The sequence below is a fragment of the Clostridium peptidivorans genome, assembly GCF_900205925.1.
Lineage (GTDB): Bacteria > Bacillota > Clostridia > Clostridiales > Clostridiaceae > Clostridium_AK > Clostridium_AK peptidivorans.
Genome location: NZ_OAOD01000003.1, coordinates 14,735 through 38,358, shown reverse-complemented (window position 1 = coordinate 38,358; position 23,624 = coordinate 14,735). Strand labels below are relative to the sequence as shown.

The 23,624-nt window shown below is 27.8% G+C and carries 20 protein-coding genes; 2 read left to right on the top strand and 18 right to left on the bottom strand.

Going from position 1 to position 23,624, the window contains the following annotated elements; all coding sequences use genetic code 11:
• Positions 1–11: 11 nt before the first annotated feature.
• Positions 12–347: an anti-sigma F factor antagonist gene (gene spoIIAA, locus CRN98_RS03395; RefSeq protein ID WP_097026025.1), complete on the bottom strand. Its 336-nt coding sequence runs from the start codon at positions 345–347 to the stop codon at positions 12–14.
• Positions 348–620: 273 nt separating this feature from the next.
• On the opposite strand from spoIIAA, the gene speE reads away from it, so the two are divergent.
• A complete protein-coding gene (gene speE, locus CRN98_RS03390; protein ID WP_097026024.1) occupies positions 621–1,448 on the top strand; it encodes a polyamine aminopropyltransferase in 828 nt (275 codons plus the stop codon).
• Between the two features lie 146 nt (positions 1,449–1,594).
• Here speE and CRN98_RS03385 read toward each other — a convergent pair whose 3' ends face one another.
• The gene (locus CRN98_RS03385; protein ID WP_242960811.1) at positions 1,595–3,349 is read right to left on the bottom strand and encodes an Eco57I restriction-modification methylase domain-containing protein; all 1,755 of its coding nucleotides are present in this window, start codon (positions 3,347–3,349) and stop codon (positions 1,595–1,597) included.
• A gap of 77 nt (positions 3,350–3,426) precedes the next feature.
• Between CRN98_RS03385 and pdaA the strand changes: the two genes are divergently transcribed.
• Positions 3,427–4,476, top strand: coding sequence for a delta-lactam-biosynthetic de-N-acetylase (gene pdaA, locus CRN98_RS03380; RefSeq protein WP_097026022.1), 1,050 nt, complete (start codon positions 3,427–3,429; stop codon positions 4,474–4,476).
• Between the two features lie 124 nt (positions 4,477–4,600).
• On the opposite strand, the gene CRN98_RS03375 is transcribed toward pdaA, so the two are convergent.
• From CRN98_RS03375 to CRN98_RS03300, 16 genes are all read right to left on the bottom strand, one after another.
• Positions 4,601–5,308: a WecB/TagA/CpsF family glycosyltransferase gene (locus CRN98_RS03375; RefSeq protein ID WP_097026021.1), complete on the bottom strand. Its 708-nt coding sequence runs from the start codon at positions 5,306–5,308 to the stop codon at positions 4,601–4,603.
• A 3-nt stretch (positions 5,309–5,311) separates the two neighbouring features.
• Complete coding sequence (locus tag CRN98_RS03370) at positions 5,312–5,965, bottom strand: exopolysaccharide biosynthesis polyprenyl glycosylphosphotransferase (protein WP_097026020.1); 654 nt, start codon at positions 5,963–5,965, stop codon at positions 5,312–5,314.
• 17 nt (positions 5,966–5,982) lie between these two features.
• Positions 5,983–7,536, bottom strand: coding sequence for a murein biosynthesis integral membrane protein MurJ (gene murJ, locus CRN98_RS03365; protein ID WP_097026019.1), 1,554 nt, complete (start codon positions 7,534–7,536; stop codon positions 5,983–5,985).
• Entirely contained in the window at positions 7,537–8,658 is a 1,122-nt protein-coding gene (locus CRN98_RS03360; protein ID WP_242960809.1) for a glycosyltransferase family 4 protein, read from the bottom strand. It lies immediately after the preceding gene.
• A 1-nt stretch (position 8,659) separates the two neighbouring features.
• A complete protein-coding gene (locus CRN98_RS03355) occupies positions 8,660–9,895 on the bottom strand; it encodes an O-antigen ligase family protein (RefSeq protein ID WP_097026018.1) in 1,236 nt (411 codons plus the stop codon).
• A gap of 15 nt (positions 9,896–9,910) precedes the next feature.
• Entirely contained in the window at positions 9,911–11,149 is a 1,239-nt protein-coding gene (locus tag CRN98_RS03350; RefSeq protein ID WP_097026017.1) for an O-antigen ligase family protein, read from the bottom strand.
• 112 nt (positions 11,150–11,261) lie between these two features.
• Positions 11,262–12,293, bottom strand: a complete 1,032-nt coding sequence (locus tag CRN98_RS03345) for a glycosyltransferase family 2 protein (protein WP_097026016.1) — start codon at positions 12,291–12,293, stop codon at positions 11,262–11,264.
• Between the two features lie 24 nt (positions 12,294–12,317).
• The gene (locus CRN98_RS03340) at positions 12,318–13,751 is read right to left on the bottom strand and encodes an O-antigen ligase family protein (protein WP_097026015.1); all 1,434 of its coding nucleotides are present in this window, start codon (positions 13,749–13,751) and stop codon (positions 12,318–12,320) included.
• Positions 13,752–13,782: 31 nt separating this feature from the next.
• Positions 13,783–15,165 carry an ABC transporter substrate-binding protein gene (locus CRN98_RS03335; RefSeq protein WP_097026014.1) on the bottom strand — a complete coding sequence of 461 codons (1,383 nt, stop codon included), beginning with the start codon at positions 15,163–15,165 and terminating at the stop codon, positions 13,783–13,785.
• Between the two features lie 19 nt (positions 15,166–15,184).
• Positions 15,185–16,729, bottom strand: a complete 1,545-nt coding sequence (gene murJ, locus CRN98_RS03330) for a murein biosynthesis integral membrane protein MurJ (protein WP_097026013.1) — start codon at positions 16,727–16,729, stop codon at positions 15,185–15,187.
• Between the two features lie 13 nt (positions 16,730–16,742).
• Positions 16,743–17,843 (bottom strand): glycosyltransferase family 4 protein, encoded by a 1,101-nt coding sequence (locus CRN98_RS03325; protein ID WP_097026012.1) that lies wholly within the window; start codon positions 17,841–17,843, stop codon positions 16,743–16,745.
• Between the two features lie 19 nt (positions 17,844–17,862).
• A complete protein-coding gene (locus CRN98_RS03320; RefSeq protein ID WP_097026011.1) occupies positions 17,863–18,603 on the bottom strand; it encodes an N-acetyltransferase in 741 nt (246 codons plus the stop codon).
• Between the two features lie 28 nt (positions 18,604–18,631).
• Positions 18,632–19,738 (bottom strand): Gfo/Idh/MocA family protein, encoded by a 1,107-nt coding sequence (locus tag CRN98_RS03315; RefSeq protein WP_097026010.1) that lies wholly within the window; start codon positions 19,736–19,738, stop codon positions 18,632–18,634.
• Between the two features lie 130 nt (positions 19,739–19,868).
• Positions 19,869–21,185, bottom strand: coding sequence for a nucleotide sugar dehydrogenase (locus tag CRN98_RS03310; protein WP_097026009.1), 1,317 nt, complete (start codon positions 21,183–21,185; stop codon positions 19,869–19,871).
• A gap of 108 nt (positions 21,186–21,293) precedes the next feature.
• Complete coding sequence (locus CRN98_RS03305; protein ID WP_097026008.1) at positions 21,294–22,487, bottom strand: glycosyltransferase; 1,194 nt, start codon at positions 22,485–22,487, stop codon at positions 21,294–21,296.
• A gap of 19 nt (positions 22,488–22,506) precedes the next feature.
• On the bottom strand, positions 22,507–23,613 hold the full coding sequence (locus CRN98_RS03300) for a DegT/DnrJ/EryC1/StrS family aminotransferase (protein WP_097026007.1): 1,107 nt from the start codon (positions 23,611–23,613) through the stop codon (positions 22,507–22,509).
• Between the last annotated feature and the right edge of the window lie 11 nt (positions 23,614–23,624).

Sequence of the window (23,624 nt, the reverse complement as noted above, 5' to 3'; positions counted from 1 at the left end):
GTTTCCCCCCATTAAATATTTTCTAATGCTTCTTCATTTGTTTTATATAATTTTATTATTTTAAACATGCCTGATAATTCAAAAACTCTATTTACGTTTTCATTTACATTTGTAATGCATATTTTGCCATTTTTATAATTTATTTTTTTGTATCTTCCAATTACTACGCCTATACCTGAACTATCCATAAAAGAAACATCTGAAAAATCCATTATAACCTTACTCACATCGTCTTTATCAATACGGTTATCTATTTTATTTCTAACTTCCTCTGCACTATGATGGTCTAATTCTCCTGCTAAACAAACTAATAATTTATCATCTACATTTTCGAATTTTAAATACATATATTTCCCCCCACTTATGTAAATTTGTGCAATTCCCATTTATACTTAAACTTATTCTACATATTACATAATTTTCCTTCTTTTTTATGAATATTTTTTATTTTATTACTAAGATATTTTTCATGTATTGTTTAAATTTAATCTTCTTGCCACATTTTTAAATCATTGCTATAATGTTTTTATTGTATCACATGATTTACGATATCTGTAAATCATAACATCTCAATATATTTGGGATGCTGAATATTTATATTAATGGGAGGTACTATTTATATGGATTTATGGCTAAAAGAAGGTCAAATATCAGATGCTGTTATGACTTATAAAATAAAGGAAACGTTAGTTACAAAGCAAACAAAATATCAAGATCTTGCTATTGTAGATACTTATGCTTTGGGAAGAATGTTAGTATTAGATGGTATAGTTCAAACTACTATAAATGATGAGTATGTTTATCATGAAATGATTGCACATATTCCACTATTTACTCATCCAAATCCTAAAAAGGTATTAGTTGTAGGTGGTGGGGATGGAGGAGCAATACGTGAAATATTAAAGCATCCTTCCGTAGAACAAGCTGTATTATGCGAAATAGATGAAGATGTTGTAAATGAATGTAAAAAATATCTTCCTGAAATAAGCTGTGCCTTAGATGATAGAAGATGTGAAGTTTTCATAGGTGATGGAATTAAATACGTTCATGAGCACAAAAATGAATTTGATGTTATAATAGTAGACTCTACTGACCCATTTGGAGCAGCAGAAGGACTATTTGGAGGAAGTTTCTATAAGGAAATATACGAGTGCTTAACTGAAGATGGAATATTTATTGCACAAACTGAAACCCCTTTCTATCTTCCAGAAGTAGTTAAAAGAGTTTATGATGATGCAAAAGCAATTTTCCCTGTTACTAAGTTATTTATGGCAGCAATACCTACATATCCATCTGGATACTGGAGCTTTACAGTAGGTTCTAAAAAACATGATCCAGAAAATGCTAATGTTCCAGAAAGTCTTTCTTTTGAAACAAAATACTATACTCCAAGATTGCATAAAGCTTCTTTTGTACTACCTAAATTTGTAGAAGAAGTGCTAAAATAATAGATAATAATTACGGAAGGAGCTGCCTCAAAATTTTATTTTGAGGCAGCCCCTTATTATATAATTTAATATCTGTAATTATATTTAAATACATTAATATGTTTCAATAATTATTATCTATTATTTATTATTTTAAAAAAAGTTACTCACAGGCTTTCTTCAATGATCTTTTTTTCCTCATCTGTTATCTCAAAATACTCATATAATTTATTTTCTTCGAAAAAAGTTATATCACATTTTAACGGTATCATTAATTCCATTAATGTATTAGGATAATATTCATATAAATCATCCCCTAGCTTTTTTGCAAAACAATGATAGTAAAATTCATATATACTACTATTCAATAAAAATAATAATGTTTTATAATCATAACTTGCATCTTCTTTTAAAATTAAGCTATATATATCTGCACTAAAAAAGCTTCCTTTATCTAATGCAAATTTATTACTATTACTTTTATAAGGAAATATTATCTTCTCTCCTTCAAAGATAAGAGGTTTTCTCCCCCATTGTAACTGATACCACTTTCTTATACCATTTCTGCACTCTCTTCTATTCATAAGTTTATATTCATAAGGTTTTATATGATTCAATGTATTAACATATTTATTCTCATCATCATTTATAAAATCAGCATAAATTATGTGCTCTTTTGCATCTTTTATATGATTTTTTTCTATATAACTACTTTTTATCCAAGGTCTCAGTATATCCTTTTCTAAATTTTCATTTTTAATAATTTCCTCAGATACTATAAATGCTTTATCACATCCTGTTATGATTCCTTGATAACTATTGCATATATCTTTTAACTTTAAACTAGACTTCTTTATAATTTTATCTAGTATATTTCTCTCCTCATTACTTCTAAGTATCCAAGTACTATTTTTTAAAGTATGTTCTCCTATACTAAATCTATTATAATTATGTGCTTTATTTAAAAATAGTGATTCATAAAACTCTTTCTTATTTTGTCCCTTAATTTTTAATGGCTTTATAATATTAATATCATTTTCTATATTAGAATTATTAGCATAAATTATAACCGGATCTACTCCTGTATTTTTAAAGGGCCTTAATCCATAAAAATCCACTATCTCTCTTATAGAGAAATTATTTGATATATATTTTCTTAAGCTCATTCCATTTTGAGCTTCTATAAAATACCGTGCTAAAATATATACTACTTTTCCTTCGTACTTTAATAATTCTTTAGTTTTCTTAAAAAAACAATAACAAATGTCTCCCTTGTCACTATAAACTTCTTTATAGGCTTTCTTTAACTTTACTGAGTAGTCCTTATCTATAGACTTATGCCCTATATATGGTGGATTTCCTATTATAATTTCATATGTATCTTTAATGTCATTTAATAAAAAATCTCCATTTCTAAAGTTTTTAGGCGATACTTCTCCGCTTATTAAAAATAAATCTATTATAAGTATTTTTAACGCTACATCATCTATATCCATACCAAAAATATTATTTTTAACTATATGGCTTCCAATAGTATGTATATTGAGATTTAAGTTATTCTTTCTATTAATTTGGGCTAAGTTATCCTTATAAATATTAAAAAGATAAATATAACAAGGTATAAGTATATTTCCACATCCTGAAGCGGGATCTAATATTTTAATATATGGGTTATTTATTATATCTTCCTTTGAGATAACCATTCTAACCATATAATCTGATATTTCCTTTGGAGTATATATTGTCCCTTTATATTTATCCTTACCAAAATTATTATAATAAAATTCTCCAAAATACTGTTCTTTTTTTAAAAAGAATAATTTTTTGTACTTTTTTGAAGCTTCCAACTTGTAACTATTATCCATTGGAAGTAAAATAATATTATATAGTTCGTCTATTTTTTCCAAAAATATATCAATCATTTTTTCTCTCTCCATCGTATATTAAGTAGTAATACACACAAACTAAAGTATATCATATATTAGGTAGGTGATTAAATATGAAAAAGAAATGTCTTTCCATTTTAGTATCTATTGTGCTTTGTTTTTCTTTAATAGGTTGTAAAAGTAATAATCAAAAGGTATATACAAACCCTGGAGCAAGTTCGGTGAATGAACAAGCTAGTAATTCTTCTGATAATAAAACTGATGATGCTGTGATAAGTGAGGAAAAAGATATTTCAGAAGAAAAAATAAATACTGAAGAGAATAATTCAACTAACGATGGTTCAGATGAAAAAACTTCTAATGACTCTGTAGAAAAAGAGGAAAAACCTATAAAAAATAAGGCTGATGAACCCTCTAAAAATACTACAGAGGAATCTAAGGCTCAATTAAGTACAACTACCTTAGAGACAAAGGAACGCGATTGGTTTTTTATACCTACAAAAGATGGAACTCCATCCACTGTTGATCCCAATATATTAAATTTAATAACTAAGCAAGATGGATATTACCTTGGAAATACAAATGAAAAAGTTTTATATCTTACTTTTGATGAAGGCTATGAAAATGGATATACTGGTAAAATATTAGATATACTAAAAGCTAATAATGTACCAGCAGCGTTTTTTGTAGTAACTCCTTATATAAAAACTAGTTCAGATTTGGTTAAGAGAATGGTAAATGAAGGTCACTTAGTATGCAATCACTCAACTAATCATCCTTCTATGGCTTCAACTGCTCTAAAGGGTAAAGATAAGTTTAATTATGAGCTTGAAAATACAGCAAAGATATTTAAAGATCTTACAGGCAAAGATATGCCTAAGTTCTTTAGACCACCTATGGGTAAGTACAGTGAACTTTCTCTTTCTTATACTAAAGAATTAGGCTACAAAACTATTTTCTGGAGCTTTGCGTATCATGATTGGGATATCAATAAACAACCTTCTCATGAGTATGCTAAAAAGATGATAATGGATAGAACTCATAACGGATCAATAATGCTTTTACATGCAGTTTCTAAAACCAATACTGAAATATTAGATGATGTTATAAAAGAATTAAAAGCTAAAGGTTATAGGTTTGCTTCACTAGATGAACTTAAGTAGAAACTAGTTACTCGATTACTAAGTAAAATAAAAAGCACAAGGTTATTTTTAATAAACTTCCTTGTGCTTTTTATAATTTAAATATTATTTCATATAATTGGCAAGTATAATAATTACATTTTACTTAACTCTTAAATATAGCCTTTGCAATAAATACAGGAATTGAACCAAGTCTCTTTATTCTATAAGGTTCCTTGCTTACTCTATAAAGCCATTCTAAGCCTAAATTTATCATCCATTTAGGTGCTCTTTTTACTTCTCCTGCAAATACATCAAAACATCCTCCTACACCCATGAATATATTTGCATTTAACCCATTCATATATCTAGTTATGAATAACTCCTGTCTAGGAGCTCCCATAGCTACAAAAAGAGCATAAGGTTTCAAGTTATTTATTTCTGTTATTAGTTCATCACAATTATTTAAATCGAAAAAACCATTATGACTTCCTGATATAATAAGCCTTGGATGCTTTATTTTTAAGTTTTTTATGCACTTTTGAAGCACTTCTTCTCTTGCTCCTAAAAGATATACACTTTTTCCTTCACGCTCACAGTTTATTAAAAGCTTTTCCATTAAATCTATTCCAGCTATTTTTTTTTCTATACCTTGCTTTAAAGCCTTGGATGCAATAACTGTACCTATTCCATCAGGAATAATTATGGAGTTTTCCGAAGTAAAGTTTTTAAACAGCTCCTTATTTTTAAGACCATTATTTAATACTTCCGGGTTTCCAGATATTATATGCACCTTATCATAATTATTTATACATCTAAAAAGTTCTTCTTCCCCTTTATTAAATACCTTATAACCTAATATTGAGCTAAACATATGTTAAAATGCTCCTTCTTTTTTAAATACAGAAAATACTGTTTTAAATAGTATTTTTATATCTAACCATACTGAAAAATTCTTAATATATGTTAAATCATAATATATAGTTTTAGCAAGTTCTATTTCTCCTCTTCCACTTACCTGTGCAAGTCCTGTAATTCCAGGTAAAACTAGCAGCCTTTGTGCATATTCAGGAGGATAATATTTTACTACATCAGGAATTTCAGGTCTTGGCCCAACTAAACTCATGTCTCCCTTGAATACATTAAAAAGCTGTGGAAGTTCATCTAAGCTTGTTTTTCTTAAAAAAGAACCCATTTTTGTAATTCTATTATCTTCCTTACTTTGAAAAACAAAATTACCTATATCTTCTGGATTTATTTCTAAACTTCTTTTTTTCTCTGCATCCACAATCATTGTTCTAAACTTATATATCGTAAAATCTTTATTATCTTTTCCCACTCTTACTTGCTTAAATACAGCTGGACCTTTAGAGTCTAATTTTATAAGCAATATAAGAATTAAATATATAGGAGACAAGACTATTATCCCAAATAAAGATAATACTATGTCTATAAATCTCTTAACGGCAAATTGAACTCTTTTATCTCTTATATGATCTTGTTCATTTATCTCTATTAAATTATTTTGCATGCAAAATTCCTCCCTATTTATTTTTTATTTCTTTTATTTTTTAACAAATTTAAAAAATAATAAATTTCTTCTACTTTTAAAATATATATACACATAAAATATATAGTTAATCCTATTACAAAATTTACAAGTAATGAAATTAAGCTTCCATATGCATTATTTCCAAAAGTATTCATACAATAAATACTTATTATATTTATTATAATACCCATAATTGATGCTGAAAGTAAAGTTTTTATAAATGTAACGCAAATATTTTTTAGCCCAATTCCATTCATCTTTTCATTTAAATTTATGAGCATTAATACTGTAATAATTATAGAAGAAATACTTGTAGCAAGTGCTAATCCCGAAACCCTCATGTACTTTACTATAAATATGTTTATAATAACATTTATTATTATCCCAATAAAACTATTTATCATAGGAGTCTTAGTGTCCTTAACTGCATAAAAGGCTTTATTCAATATATCCCTTAATCCGTAAGCTATCATTGCAGGTGAATAAAATAATAATGCATTTGCCGTTAGATTTACAGCATTCTCATCAAAGGCTCCTCTTTTGAAGATTAAAGTTATAAGGGGTACTCTAAGTACTGCTATTGCAATGGAAGCAGGGACCATTATGAGTAATATCATATTTATCCCTTTTGATAAAATTTCCTTATATTCCTTTGTTACTCCATTTACTGCATATCTAGATAGAAATGGATATATAACCATAGCTATACCTATAGCAAAAACCTCATAAGCCAATGTATTTATTTTATTTGAATAATCAAGCACTGTCGGTGCTCCTTCAAATAACTTAGTTGCAAAAGCCCTATTTATAAAATTATTTAATTGAATAAGTGAAGTACTTATTATAACAGGAGTCATAAGCATAAACATACTTATTAAATTCTTATCTCTTATATTTAAAATCCATTTATATGTATACCCTAGCTTTTTATATTTAGGAAGGTTTATTATAAGTTGTGCTAAAAAACTTATTACCGTTGCCCAAGCAAATCCATATATTCCATATTTACTTGTTAAGAAAACCAAATAGATTATAAATACAATATTTGAAACAAGTGACATGGCTGCTGGCTCATAAAATTCATTATGAGATTGAAGTACCCCTGTAATAACACTTTGAATGCTTATAAAAAGCAGTGACAAAAGCATAATTCTCACAATATTTACGGTGGTACTAAATACATACTGATTATCTTTAAACCCAGGCGCAAATATTAAAACAATATATTTTGCAAAAATTATTGATATTAATATTAATAATATTGTAAAAATAGTATATACATTTATAGTATTATTTACAAACTTAATTCTAGAAGCCTCATCTTTTTTCTCAATGTATTCTGTATTCATTGGTATAAACGTAGTTGTAAGTCCATAACTTATTGTAGTAAGTAAATATACTATTCCTATAGAAAAATTATATATATCTGCAGTATATGATGCTCCAAACTTTGCTGCCACTAAGGAATCTCTTATTACAGCCAAAAGCTTGCCTATTATGGTAAACATCATTACTATTAAAGAACTCTTTACAAATTTAGATTCCTTCATCTAATTCACTCCGCTTAAAATTTTACTATATGCATCAAAGTATCTCTTCCAAAAGTTATCCAATGAATATTCATGTATAACTTTATTATAAAGATTTCCACCCATTAATTCTAATTTATCTCTATTATTATAAGCACATTTCATTTTATCATATATGTCATCTATATCATAAGGATTCACTAAGAATCCCTCATTTTCACTTATTATACTTTCCATATCTCCAACCTTAGAGCATATAATTGTCTTTTTCATAAAAGCAGTTTCAAGTACTGCTAATGGTGGAGCCCCTCCTTCACTAAAAGAAGTTAGTACTCCAATTTCTGATGCGTTTATGTAATCTAATATGTTTTCTTTAAACCCTGCAAATATTACTTTATCCTGTATATTTAATTTTTTAACCTTTTCTTTTAATCTTTCCTCTAAATCTCCAAATCCCAAAAACATTAATTTTGCATCTTTTATTTCCATTTGAAGTTTAAAAAAGGCATCTATTAACCCATCATGATTTTTTATTGGATGCATTCTTCCTACCATTGAATATAAAAATTCATTCTTAGATATGTTATACATATTTCTTATTGAATCTCTATCTTGCTTTAAATAAGATTTTTCTAAAGAAATACCATTAGGTATTACGTATTTATTTCCTTTAAAGTTATTTTCACTTATTAGATTTTTTAGATACTGTGATACACAAATATAATTTTTATACTTTTTTAACCCTAAAATACTTAATGGAGTAAAAAATACTCTTTTAAATTTGCTGTTTATAAAGTCATATCTATAGTCACTATGAATTGTAACAACACATGGAACTTTTATTTTATGCGCTATCATAAAATATAAAAAGTTTGCCTTGGCTCCATGGAAATTAACTATATCTATTTTATTTTTTTCTATATGTTCTATAAGTCTATTAGATAAAAGCTCTTTAAAGCTATAGTAGCTTACAGGTATATGCAATTCCTTAGCCTTTTCATATAGCATCCCATCTCCAATTAAGCAAAGAGAGCACTCCATTTCATCTATATTATTTAAACATATATTTATAACATGATTCCCTCCACCACCGTTATCAGTTCCTGTTATTACTTGCAATATATTAATTGGTATCACCTCCATATTACATAACTTCAGGTTCCTTTGAATTAATTGGTATCGATATAATAACTATAAATATTAAGATAATTTTAGGAGCTGAGAAAAAATCATCTAACATATTCATTATGAAAATAAAAACTATAAAAGAAATGTAAAATCCCCTGTAAAAATTTTTATGTAAACTACTGGAAGTTTCACGTATGTATTTTTTTATTTTTATAATTATAAATATTATTAAGCTTATAATCAATATAGTTCCTATAATGCCTAATTCAGCCTGCACCTGCAAAAATACATTATGTGGATGAAATATTGGATAATCCGCATACTTAAGTTCTTCAAATCTTTTTATATATTTGTCATATTGATAAGAAAAATTTCCTACTCCTACACCCAATAAAGCATGTTCCTTTATCATTAGCAATGCAGTTTCCCATAATTTAATTCTAGTAACATTTTGACTAAAATCATTAAATTCAGTTAGCCTTATTGAAATTTCAGGAATTAATAATCCTATTAAAAACACTCCTAAAAATGGCACTATAAACTTTTTATTATAAATAATTACTATTAATAAGCATCCAGCCCCAAAGGCCATCCAGGCATTTCGTGAATAACTCACGATTATATTAAATAAGCATAAAATTGAAATTATTATGTACAAGTACTTTTTTCTTTTTTCCTTTTCATAAATAGATAACATTATAAAAGGAAATATAAATAATATAAAGAACGCCCCAAGATTATTTGAATTTTCGAGTAATGATTCTACTCTTATTCTATTTACCCCTTCTGCTGTTTGTTCTATTCCAATCCCCTTTAAGGTATCAATAAAGGTCACAATAGATACTACTATTAAAGTAAATATAAAACTATTAAGTATATTATCAATATATCTTTTATTATGTGTCTGATCCTCAATTAAAAAATATATGAATAGATATTTCATATACATTACAATTTCTGATATAGCAGAAACTTTATCCGCTGAATAAGTTACACTAAATATCATCCATATTACACAAAAACTAAGAACAATATTACATTTATTTTTAAAAAATCTTATAACTGAATTTATAGATCTGTTTCTAATTTCCTTATTTAAAATTATTCCAGATACATAATAAATCATAAGTATATTTAGTACAACGTGTATATTTAACCCTACAACCTTATATTTTGACGTAATTGGTAATGCTATGAATAGAAAAATATATATACACAGTAACATATTTAAAAAATTATAGTACATTTTCATAGTAATTATCTTCCTCTAATTCTCTTGATTCTTATATAATATTCCTTCAAAATTAGCTACTAAAATCCAAAAAAAAGCTATTACTTTAGGGGCGGAAAAAAAGTTATCTATAACATTCATAAATATAAACGCTATAATTGAAGCCAAAAATCCAGTGTAAAATACCTTATAAAATTTAGTATCAACCTTTTTTATAAATTTCACCACATTAGCAACTATACTTACAATTACCCCTACGAAAGCCATGGTTCCAAATAATCCCAATTCACATTGTATCTTTAAAAAAACATTATGTGTATGAAAATTATCTGTTGGATAATACTCTATTTTCTTTTTGTACTTTAGCTTATATATATCATACATAACTCTATAATTCCCATTGCCAACTCCAGTCAATGGATGATCTTTAATCATCATAAATGCAATATCCCATAACTTTATTCTAGATAAATTTTGACTTCTATCAGTAAATTCTAGTAATCTATTGCTTATTTGTGGAATTAATAATGCTATAACTCCTAGTCCACCCATACCTAATATTATCTTCCAACTATAAGTTAAAGATAATATTACACTTCCTATTGCTAATCCTAGCCAAGCATTTCTTGAAAAGCTTAATATTATGTTCATAAACGTTAATAAACTTACTATTCCTAGATATATTTTTCTTCTTTTTTCTTTTTCATTTAACATTAGCATTATTATTGGGAAGAATCCCATTAGCATAAAAGCACCTAAATTATTAGAGTTTTCTAAGGTAGAAAAAATTCTAGTTCTTATTCCATGCTCACTCTTTTGTATAAATCCTATACCTAGTATATATTCAAATATGCCTATAGTACTTACTAAAGTAACTATATAAATATATAGCTTTAGTATATTATTTGAAATATACTTATTATTTAATTCATACTTTATTATAAAAAATAATGCTCCATAAGTACTAAATCTTATACTTTCACTCAATGCTACTTTTTTATCTGTAGCGTAAGATATAGAAATAAACATTATAAATATCAATAAAGATATAAATATAGTCAAATAATTCGAAAAAAAGTCTTTTAATCCATTTACAAATCTATTTCTTACAGTTTTAAATATCACTATCATAATTAAATAAGAAACTATAAGCAAAGCTACTAATACGTCTCCATTAAAAGGAATATTGCTTATTTTAAACTTGCTTGGAATAATGGGTAGTAAAATCATATATATGTATAATAAAAAGCTTAAGAATCTAGTGCTTGTTTCCATTTTTATTCTCCTTTCAGCACATCTCCATTTATTGAGATGTCTCCCTATATATTATACACAAATTAAGCACACAAGGTATTGTAAATTTTCAATATCTGTGTGCTTCTTATATTTATCTCGACATTTTTGTATTTTTTTCAATGGATTTCTTAGATTTAAATATATAAAAGTTGAATATTCCATTTACGAAACCTAAACCATAGCTTAAATGAAGAATAGGAAATATTAAGAATATATATGGAAATATACTTTTATTATTTTTTATAAGCTTTGATGAAAATATAATGTCTCCTATTAAATATAAAAATATTTCTAGAAACCATAAATAAAGTATCCATTTATAAAATAATCCTAGCCCTATTCCTAGTATATTTGTAATAACAAATAATGCTGGAATTAGATGTCTTATGGATGCCGGCCTTCCATGTTTTTGCATTACCCTTACTTTCCAAAATCCATACTGATAATATTGTTTCCATAGCTTTTTTAAAGAAGATCTGCTGTAATAATAAGATTTTATCTTAGGTGATAATAATATTTTATATCCATTTTTTATTACCCTAAAATTTAATTCGTCATCTTGATTTCTTACAAGCTCATCATCAAAATATCCTATTTTATTTAATACCTTTTTAAAGTAGCATCCAAATGCAACTGTATCAACAAACATTTCTTCCTTAGCATATCTAAACAAGGCATTTCCAACACCAAAGGGAGAACTCATTGCCGCAGAAATAGCTGTCCCTTTGTTATCTTCATTAATAGTTTCTATGGGTCCGCCAACACACCCTATTTCTTTATTTTTAACAAGAGCATTTACATTTTCTTTTATAAAGTCCTTATCTGCATATGCGTGAGCGCCAAATATTATTATTACATCAGCTTTGCTATAGTTTATTCCTTTATTCATTCCTTTAGGTGCTGATAATCCTTCATTATCTATAATCTTTATATTTGAATGTTCCTTCATATAATCTTTTATAATTTCTCTTGTTTTATCCTTTGACATACCATCACAAACAAGTATTTCATATAACTCTTTAGAATAGGATTGATTTATAAAGGAGTCCAAACACTTTTTTATATAATTTTCTTCGTTTCTGCAAGGAATTACTATAGAAACTGTAAGGTTATTATTATTCATGTAAACCTCTCCTATAATTTAAAATTAGTTTTTTAAGCTTTCACTTTCTTCGTTAAGTATAGAAATTAAACCAAAAATTATAAATATCACAAGAGTTCCTGTTATTACACCTTTATGATTAAATTCATTTCCTGTTAAAGTAGAAAATATAATATATATAGCTACTGAATTAATCATTGCCCTATTATATGAATAATTTTTAAAACAAACTATTAATCTATTCAATATAATAGCTATAAATATTATTAAGGAAATTATTCCAAATTCTACCCCAATTTGCAATAAAATATTGTGAGCATGTTCTAAAGGATAATGTGCAACTGTTGCATTAAATCTTATATTTTCAGGCATTGCTAAATATCCCTGAAAAGAAAACTTTTTATATGCAACTGGAAAATTACCTCCCCCTATTCCAAAGGGGTATTTAAGCATAATTACTAAATCAGTAAATATAGATTGCAATCTAGCCACCGCTGATTCATTTTGTAAAAATGATGTAGTTGTTCCTCTATGCATTATATAAGAAAATATTGGCTTAAATCCAACCACAAATGGTATTAATCCTATGTATAAAATCTTTATATACTTTTTACTTAGTAACGCTATAAATATAGTAATTAATAAACATAACCATGCTCCCCTACTAAAGGTTAATATTATAGCTAAAATATAGTTCAAAAGCATAAGACTTAAAAATACTTGTTTTTTAAAGCTGTTCTTTTTATATAACACTAATTCTAATAAAAGAGGAAACACTGTAAGAATTATGCCTGCAAAAATATTAACGTTATGGAAACCATAAGTTAAGTAAATTCTATTACTTTTTATGGCTGATAGAGAAATTCCTCTGCTAAATAACTGCAAGTAACCATACACACAGCTAAAACTTAATGCTAATATTAAAGCATAAAATACTCTTTCTTTATCTTCCTTGTTAAAATAAGCTATAAAGCTTAATAAGAACATTATAGGTGTTGCTACACCTATATATACCTCACTTAATCCCTTCATTAAATCTGGAGAAAAAAAGCTACTATTAATACAGAAGATTAAAAAGGTCAGTACTAAAACAATAAAATTAAAGTTTCTTTTATCATTTTTATAATAACTCACAATCTTAATTTTTATATCTTTAAAACTAAATATAAACAATACTAATACATAAATTGTTTCAAAGGTAACTCTAAAAAAAAGTATATCAAAGTACACTACTCTTCTTACTGTTGTATAAATTGGCAAAAACAGTATGAACATCAATATAGATAGTTTTTTATCCTTTTTCATTAATATTATATCTAATAGCAATAGAAACAAAGCAGCAAATAGCATCAAACTAGTGCCTATTCCTATACTTTTCATTAGTATAATTGATACTATGAAAGAAACTAAAAAACATCCTACTATTACTTTATAATAATCCTTAATTGTATTTTTGAAGTAATTTATATATGTTTCCATTTACTTCACTTCTCCAATCTCAGTTTTCCTATTATTTCATTTTATAATATTGAAAATCAAATTTTTCTTTATCTATGGCAAAATCATAATATTTTTTGTATTGATTATTTAAACCTTCAATAACGCTTTCCACACTACTTTTAGATTTTATAGCATCTAAAACCAAATTCAACTCATATCTTGAATTTCTACTTAAAAATATAGTAGGATCTAACCTTTGATTAGAAAAATCATTAACATCATTGTATCCTGAATAAACATCATTGCTTATGGTAGTATTATTAACGTTAATAGGCAATGCATTTTTTGTTTGTAAAATTTCATTATTCACTTCATTACTTACTAAATACTCATATACCTTTTTTACAGCCTCTGCTTTTTTTGTTTTTTCCTGTATGCTTTGCTCTGTATCATCCTTTGTTTTTTCTATAGAAGCTTTATTTAAAACTAAAAAATTTGAGTTATTTGTAAAGTAATATTTATTTTTATTTTTTTCATCAACTTGCATTAAGTTTGAAACTCCTACTTCAAAACCTAAAGGTAATATATTAGAAAAATACGCTTTGTCCTCATAAGTACTTATCATCATTGCTATATTTTCTTGATAAAACTCAGATCTCAATTGATTTTTAGATTTCTTATCAAAATCTTCCTCTAATATATTTTTTGAATATAACTCCCTATATATATTTAATATATCTTTTGCATAACTAAAGTCATACTTTCCCTCTTTATAATTCCAAAAGGTTGTATAAATTGAACCCGAATTTACACTAGGTTCCCCTATAGCGATATTCATATCTTCATATTCCTTAAATGGAAATGCAAAGGTTGTAATATCTGGAAACTTATTTTTAATCTTATTAGAGTACTCTATCAATTCGCCCCAATTTTTTGGAGGCTTATTAGGATCTAGTCCAGCTTTTTTAAATATTTCTTTGTTCCAAATAAACTTTACGTTATTTTCCATAAGTTTAATACCTAACGGCTTATCCTTGTAGTATACAATGTTATCCTTATTCACTTTATTAAGATCCATATTTATTTCATCTAAATATGCAATTTGATCATTCTTCATTAAAGCATTAAAACCATATTCAAATATATCTGGTCCCTGGCCTGATGCAAGGGTGGTTCTTAAAGCATTGTAATAATCCTCTTTATATTCGGAGAATATTATATGTATATTGTCCTTATTAGTATTATTAAACTTTTCTATTTGATAAGATCTGGTAGGAGATATAATGCTTTTTTTCATCCATAATCTTACTATAGTTTTATCTTTTAATTCAGGAGGTAATTGCTTTTCTCCTGAATAACTTTCATAAAAATTCATTTTATAAAATGCTGATATTGAAATCAATATTATAATGATTATGGTATATATAACATACCTTATATTCTTTTTAATCATTATTTATCTCCCCTAATTCTTATTTTAATTTTTTATTTTTTAATAATCCTTTTATTTCATCAACCCTTAATATTATTAGCATAATTACATATATGAATGCACCAATTATAGTACAAATTATTATATTTGATATTATAAATAAATTACTTTGAGGCATTAACCTATAAAGCATATTATAAGTTAAAACTACTGCTTCATACATGACGAACCCTGATATAGCCATCTTTATAAAATTCATGGAAATTTTAAGATAACTTACTTCTTTAATTCTTGCCTTAAGTTCAATAAATAATATTAAAGCTAAAATAGTTACAGATAAAGTAGTAGCTAAAGCTATACCATTTACCCCCATAACAGGTGCTAGTATAACTACAAATAATATATTTACCACAACTAATATAAATCCATTTATCATAGGCACAAAAGTATTTTTCATAGCAAAAAATACTTTCCCTAAAATATCCATTAACGAATAGCCAAAAGCAGAAAATGCTAAATATTTAAGGCATACGGACGTAATTTCAGTAGCATTACTATCAAATTTTCCATGTTCTAAAATCACTTTAATTATAGGTTCACTTAAAGCTACTAGTCCAAAAATTAGTGGAATGGTAACAAGTACTACCATATTTACAGACTTAACAAAAAGTTCTCTAAAGCCCTTATAATCTTGCATAGCATATTTTTCCGTAAGCTTTGGATATAATACTGTAGTTATAGCTACAATAAATACCTGATTTATTATAGTACTAAATTTACTTGCATAATCTATTACTGAAATACTTCCTGGTACCAAATTAGATGCAAAATTTTTAGATACCATAAGATTTATTTGAGATACTGCACTGCTTATTAAAATAGGTACAGCTAATGTAAGCATCTTTCTTACATTAGGGTCTTTAATATCTATATAAAATTTATACTTATAATCATTTCCCATAAAAGGTCTTTGAGTTAAAGCTTGTGCTATTGCTCCTACAAATACTGAAACTATTGCAGCAGTTATGCCATAATATTTATAAAATACTATTAGACCTATTATTATAACTATATTAGCTACAATTCCAGTTAAAGAAGGCTGAATAAACTTTCCATAGGACTGCAAATATCCTGTATATAATCCACTCATCCCTAAAAATATTATAGATGGCATCATTATTCTTGTCATATCAACTGTTAATAAAAAGTCCTGTCCCTTAATTCCTCCAGCAAATAACTTTACCAATTGAGGCGAAACTATTATTCCTATAATCGTTAAAAATACACATAAAATAGTTATTATATTTAGTACATTATTAAAAAGCTTATTTGCCTCATCCTTATTAGATTTAACATTAGAGAATATAGGAATAAATGTGGTAACAAGTGCCGCTGCCACAGCACTAAAAAACACCTGTGGCATAGTACTTGCAACCTTAAATATATCCGATTCCCTAGTTGCTCCTAATTGTATAGCAACTATAAACTCCCTTAAAAAACCTGTCATTTTACTAATTACCAATATAATCGTAATAATTATACTGTACTTAGCTGCAGTTTTCATATCCTTTTTTACTTCAGACATACTACCTCCAAATTTACTCTAAGCTTTTATAAGCTTCTAGCAATCTTTTTTCACATACGTTCCAATTATAGGACTTACATACCTTATGATATCCTATATTCCCCATACGTTTTGCAGCTTCTAGATCCGCAGCTATCTTTGTAATAGCTCTTGCTATATCATCTTCTGATGAAGGATCTGCTAAAACACCGCTATCTGGATTTTTGACTATTTTTTCCATCATTTCAAAGTTACTTCCTATTACTGCAGTTTTACTTATCATGTACTCAAATAATTTTATTGGTTCAGAATTAACGTATCTCCAATTATCCGGCTGAAGTAAAACAAAACCTGCATGAGCTTTTTTTAAATAATCAAATACTTTTACATGAGGTACCTTGCCAACAAAGGTTACATCTTTATTTTTCAATTCTTCCTTTAAATAATTTTCACATTTATTTTTAAAGTCCTCTGTTTCAAATGGACCTACAAATATGTACTTACAATCTTCATTTACCTTTTTTATAGCTTGTAGGGTTTTAAATATTCCTCTATCTTCTCTTAACCCTCCTACATAAATGAATGTAGGTTTTTCATTATAATCTTTTTCTACTTCTTCATTTAATACAGGATAATTAGGTAAGAGAACTACATTTTCATTATACTTTTTAAATTTATTTATTAAAATTTCATTTACAGATATAATATAATCTGCATTTTTTCCTAAACTTTTTTCGTAGGTATATATAGCTTTTTCTACAATTCCTTTTCCTAATTTAAAATGCTCTGCAAAGCCTTCTGGATGATATTCATGGGAATCATAAATGGCTTTTGATCCTAGCTCTTTTTTTAACTTAATAGCTACTTGAAAGGAGTCAGGCTCATGAGCATGGTAAACATGAGCCTTTATTTCCTTTGCTATTTTAAACATGTCATTCATAGGTCGTATTCTATCATGCCAGTTTTTTCTCTTTTCAAAGCATTTTACTATAACTCCATCTTCCGTAACAAAGTCCTTTTCTCCTGGAGCTACAATATATATTTCATCATATACCTTTTTTAAGGATAGTATTTCCTTATAATATATTCTGTTATCAAAAACATCGTGTCCTGATGTTAACATACATATTTTCATTAATTACACCTCATAGGTATTATTGATTTTTAAGAAGTTGATCTTCTGGCACTTGTCTTAAATATTTAGCTGGATTTCCAGCCACTATAGCCTCTTTATCTACATCTTTAGTCACTACGCTGCCTGCTGCTGCAAATCCATCTTCATGAATAACTTTTCCTGGTAAAATAACAGAACCTGCTCCTATTCTACCACCTTTTTTAACAGTAACGCCCTTAAACTTACCAAATCTTTCTTTTGAACGAGCAGCATAATTATCATTTGATGTGGTTACACAAGGTGCTATAAACACATAGTCCTCAACTTTTGAATAAGCTGTTAAATAAACATTGGTCTGTATTTTACAATTAGAGCCAACTGTACAGAAGTTTTCTATCGTAGTTCCTCTGCCTATTATAGTTTTTGATCCTATGGTTACATCTTCTCTTACTACAGCTGTATCTGCAATAAGTGTCTTTTCACCTATTTCACATCCGCAGTATATTATAACTCCTGCTCCAATTAGACACTCATCTGATACTTTTGCTGGAGGTAGTTTCTTCTCATCTTTAAATATACTGTTTACAGATCTCATAGGTTCTTTTCCTATTACAGTATTATCATCAATTCTTACGTTATTACCTATTTTAGTACCTTTATGAATAACTACATTATTTGCAATAATGCAGTTATCTCCTATAGTAACCTCATCTTCTATCACTACAAATTTTCCCACAGTAACATTTTTACCTAAATTAGCAGTTTCGGATATATAATTCATATCTCTTTCTCCCCTACTTATTAAACTATTACTTATGAAGTTTATCTACATTTACCATGTCCATTGTAGAAAAGTTTTCTAATGGGAATTTCACAGGCATTCCTGTAAGTCTTGACTTATAAGCAGCAAGTATTATAGACATTCCTATTTTACCTGCTTCTCCATTTATAAGTGGTTCTCTGTTGTTATTAATAGCATCTAAAACATCCTTATAAAGTGCAGTGTGGCCAAAACCATAAACTGAATCTGGATCTTCTCCATGCTCTTTTAATATTTCCTCTTCGCTGTCTTTGCCATCAGCAAATCTCCAGTTTTCGATTTTATTTACAGCAAGACCGCCTATACTTACTGTTCCTGCTTCACCAAATATGCTTAATGTTTCTTCAAGATTTTTTGGATATACACAAGCAGTTCCTTCTATTATTCCAATAGAACCATTTTTAAATCTTATAATAATTGCTCCAAAATCCTCTGCTTCTATATCTCTTAAGAAAGTATCACACTGAGCATATACAGTATCTATTTCTCCACCCATCATCCATTGTAATAAATCTATATTATGTATGCATTGATTCATTAATGTACCACCGTCAAGTGCCCACGTACCTCTCCAAGGAGCTTGTGTATAATAACCCATATTTCTATTCCATAGTATTCTTGCAGTACCATTAATAAGTCTTCCAAATCTTCCTGCATCTACAGCTTCTCTTAATTTTTGTATAGGCTCATTAAATCTATTTTGATGACTTATACAAAGCTTTACATTATTTTCTCTAGCACACTTTATCATAGCGTCTGAATCTTCTATAGAAAGTGCCATAGGCTTTTCAACAATTGCGTGTTTACCCTTGTTCATACAATATATAGTTATCTCAGGATGATATCCACTTTCTGTAGCAATAGCTACAACATCTATATCTTCTTTTTCTAGCATTTCTTTATAATCAACGTAAATTCCTACATTTACTGTAGTATTCATTCCTTTTATGTATTCTTGTGCTTTAGCTTCTGCCTTTTCCTTATCTACATCGCAAGTAGCTACAAGCATTGCTTCTTCTTTATTATTTAATAGCGCTTCCACATGTTTATATGAAATTCTTCCGCAACCAATAATTGCAAATTTTAACTTTTTCACCAAAAACACCTCTTACCTTAATTATAAATTAGGATAAGCCATAATAGGCCTATCCCTTAAATTTACTCTTATAAATTTATTCCATTAAATTTTAGATGGAGTTTTTGCTCCATCTAAACTAAGTTTTATCTTATAATTTATAAATTTTTTCTCTATTATTTTTAACTTCTTTAGTAGCATTTCTAGTATCATATACAATCTTAGCTTTCTCTACTAAAGTTTCGTAATCTATATTGCTATGATTTGTAGTTATAACCACTATATCAGATTCATCTATAACTTCTTTCCAATCTACTGAGTAATATTTGTTATTCTTATGCTCAAATTCTGGAACATATGAATCACAAATTATTACGTCTGCTCCATGCTTTTCTAAGTGCTCTATTACCTTTAATGCTGGAGATTCTCTCATATCATCTATATCATTTTTATAAGCTACTCCCATTAAAAGTACTTTTGCTCCATTCATGGATTTCTTGTCCTTATTTAATAACTTCATAACATTATCTACTACGAATTCTGGCATTCTATCATTTATGTCTCCAGAAGTTTCTATAAGTCTTGTATGGAAATCATATTCTTTAGCTTTCCATTCTAAGTAAAATGGATCTAGTGGTATACAGTGTCCACCTAATCCTGGACCTGGATAGAATGGCATAAAACCATATGGCTTTGTCTTTGCTGCATCTATAACTTCCCATACATCTATCTTCATTTTATTACATAGCATAGCTATTTCATTCACAAGTGCTATGTTTATATTTCTAAATGTATTTTCAAGTATTTTTTCCATTTCTGCAACCGCTGGTGAGGATACTGTATGTATTTCTCCCTCTAATACATTTTTGTATAATACAGCTGCTACTTCTGTACAATCTGGAGTACATCCACCCACAACCTTTGGAGTGTTTTTAGTTTTAAACTGTTTATTACCTGGATCTACTCTTTCTGGTGAAAATGCTAAGAAAAAGTCTTCTCCACATTTTAATCCTGTTTCTTCAAGTATTGGTCTTAACACTTCTTCAGTTGTTCCTGGATATGTAGTACTTTCAAGTACTATAAGCATTCCCTTATGTAAGTATTTTGCTATACTTTTTGCAGAGCTTACCACATATGATAAATCTGGCTGTTTATATAAATCAAGTGGAGTTGGTACTGCAATGGATACTGCATCTACTTCTGCTACAAAACTAAAATCAGTTGTTGCTTTTAACTTTCCTTCGTCTATTATCTTCTTTAAGTCAGCATCCACAACATCTCCTATATAGTTGTGTCCTTCATTAACCATTTCTACTTTTTTATCTTGAACATCAAAACCTATTACTTCATATCCTGCCTTAGCTTTTTCTACTGCTAGTGGTAATCCTACATATCCGAGTCCCACTACTCCGAGTTTTGCTGTTTTATTTTCTAATTTTTCTATAAGCATATCTCTTAATTGTGACATGTTTTGAACCTCCTAGGTTTGTAAATTTAAATAACCACATAAAATTATACACTTTGCATGTAATATGGTCAAATTTTTTTATAATATATATTTTAAATAATATATGTGTTATATTTTTGGTACTCTTAAATGATTATTATACATATTGATCATTTTATCTGCATTTATATCCCAAGTTAAATTTTCTTCTACATACTTTCTAGCATTTTGTCCAACTTGATTTCTCTTATCTTTATCTTTTATAAGAATTTCAAGTATATTATAAATTTCCTCATTATTTTTAGGATTAACTAAAAATCCATTTTCGCCATTTATTATAATATCTTCTATTCCTTGACCCTTAACCCCTATAATAGGCTTACCTTGCGACATAGCCTCTATGTATGCAACTCCAAAACCTTCATTATAACTTGGTAATGAAAATATATCACATTTCTTTATATAGTCAAATACTTTTTCATGTTTAACTCTTCCTATAAATGCAACATTTTTTTCTATATTTAATTCCTTAACTAAATCCTTTAATTCATCTCTTAAGGCACCGTCTCCTACTATTGTGTAAATTAAATTAGGATACTTTTTAACAAGTTCACTAACTGCCTTAATATTAAACTCTAATCCCTTAATAGGTATAAGATTAGAAACACTTAAAATTTCTATATAATCCTTGTTAGTATGTTTTTCACTATAAGAATCAATATATTTTTTACTTATACCATTATGAACTACAGTTATCTTAGATGAAAATTCGAATTCCTTAACTATATTTTTCAACTTATTACTAACAACTACAATACTATCTACTGAATTTAAAACCTTAAAAAGCGCCTTTTTAGTTTCTTCATTCTTATGTAAAGTTTGTTGAAAGTCTTGGCCATGTACAGTTACTACATGTGGGACTTTATATTCTTTATTTGCAAGCATTCCTGAATACCCATCTGGAAGAGCTACATGGCTGTGAATAACATCAAATTTAAATTCTTTATATATCTCAGCTATAGTATCTTTTATGCCATTAAACATAAATTTCCCAGATTGATGAAATAAAAATCCCCTAGGGAACTCTATATACCTTGGATAATATACTTCTACGCCTTCTAAATAAGCTTTGTTAGGAATTTCAGAATATAATTTCCACTTCTTATTTAAATATTGTAAAGGAAAAGGGGCCCAGGGTACTGGGCTTACCACTTTTACTTCACATCCATTATTTATTAAAGCCTTAACTTGCTCGTGAACAAAAATTCCAGCCATTGGGTTAAAAGTTGAAGGATACATATGAGAAATAATCAAAACCTTCATTTTAATACATCCTTAAATATTAATTGTTTTTATAAAACTCTTTTATGCAATTTACTACATATTCCTGCTGTTCTCTTGTAAGTTCTGGGAACATAGGTAATGCCAATGCTTTTTCACAAGCTTTGTCAGATACAGGTAAATCCCCTTCTTTATATCCTAGGCTTTTATAAACTTCTAAAAGATGAACTGGTATTGGATAATATATTGCATTTCCTATTCCTTTTTCATTTAAGTATTTTGCAAGTTCATCTCTTTTTTCACATCTTATTACATATTGATGATATACTTGCTTGCAATTTTTATCTTCAAATGGAACTACTATATCAGTATCCTTTAATAGTTCATGATATACTTGAGCTCTTTCATATCTATTTGAACTCCACTGATTTAAGTAATTTAATTTAACTCTTAAAACTGCTGCCTGTATTTCATCTAATCTGCTGTTATATCCTATAGCCTCATGACGATATTTCGCCCTAGCGCCATGAACTCTAAGCATTCTTATGTTTTCTGCTAATTCATCATCATTAGTTACAACCATTCCTCCATCACCGTAGCATCCTAAATTTTTTGTAGGAAAGAATGAATATGTTCCTGCTATACCGATAGAACCTGCTTTTTTACCCTTGTATTCAGCTCCAATTGCCTGACAAGCATCTTCTATTACAGGTATATTATATTTTTTGCTTATTTCCATTATTTTATCCATATCACACATCTGTCCAAATATGTGAACTGGTATAATTGCCTTTGTCTTATCGGTTATTTTCTTTTCTATACTTTCAGGGTCTATACATAAAGTATTTTTATCTATATCTGCAAATACAGGTGTAGCCCCTAAAACTGAAGTAGTTTCTGCTGATGCAAAGAATGTATATGGAGTAGTTATAACTTCATCTCCAGGTCCTACTCCTAATGCTCTTAATATAAGCATTATAGCATCTGTTCCATTAGCAACTCCTAATGCATGTTTTACTCCCGTAAATTCTGATGCTTCCTTTTCAAATTCCTTTACATTAGGTCCCATGATAAAGTGAGTGCTTTCTAACACCTCTTTTATAGCTTTGTCAACTTCCTCCTGAATATTATGATACTGCACCTTTAAATCTAATAAATCAACCTTCATATTCTTCTCTC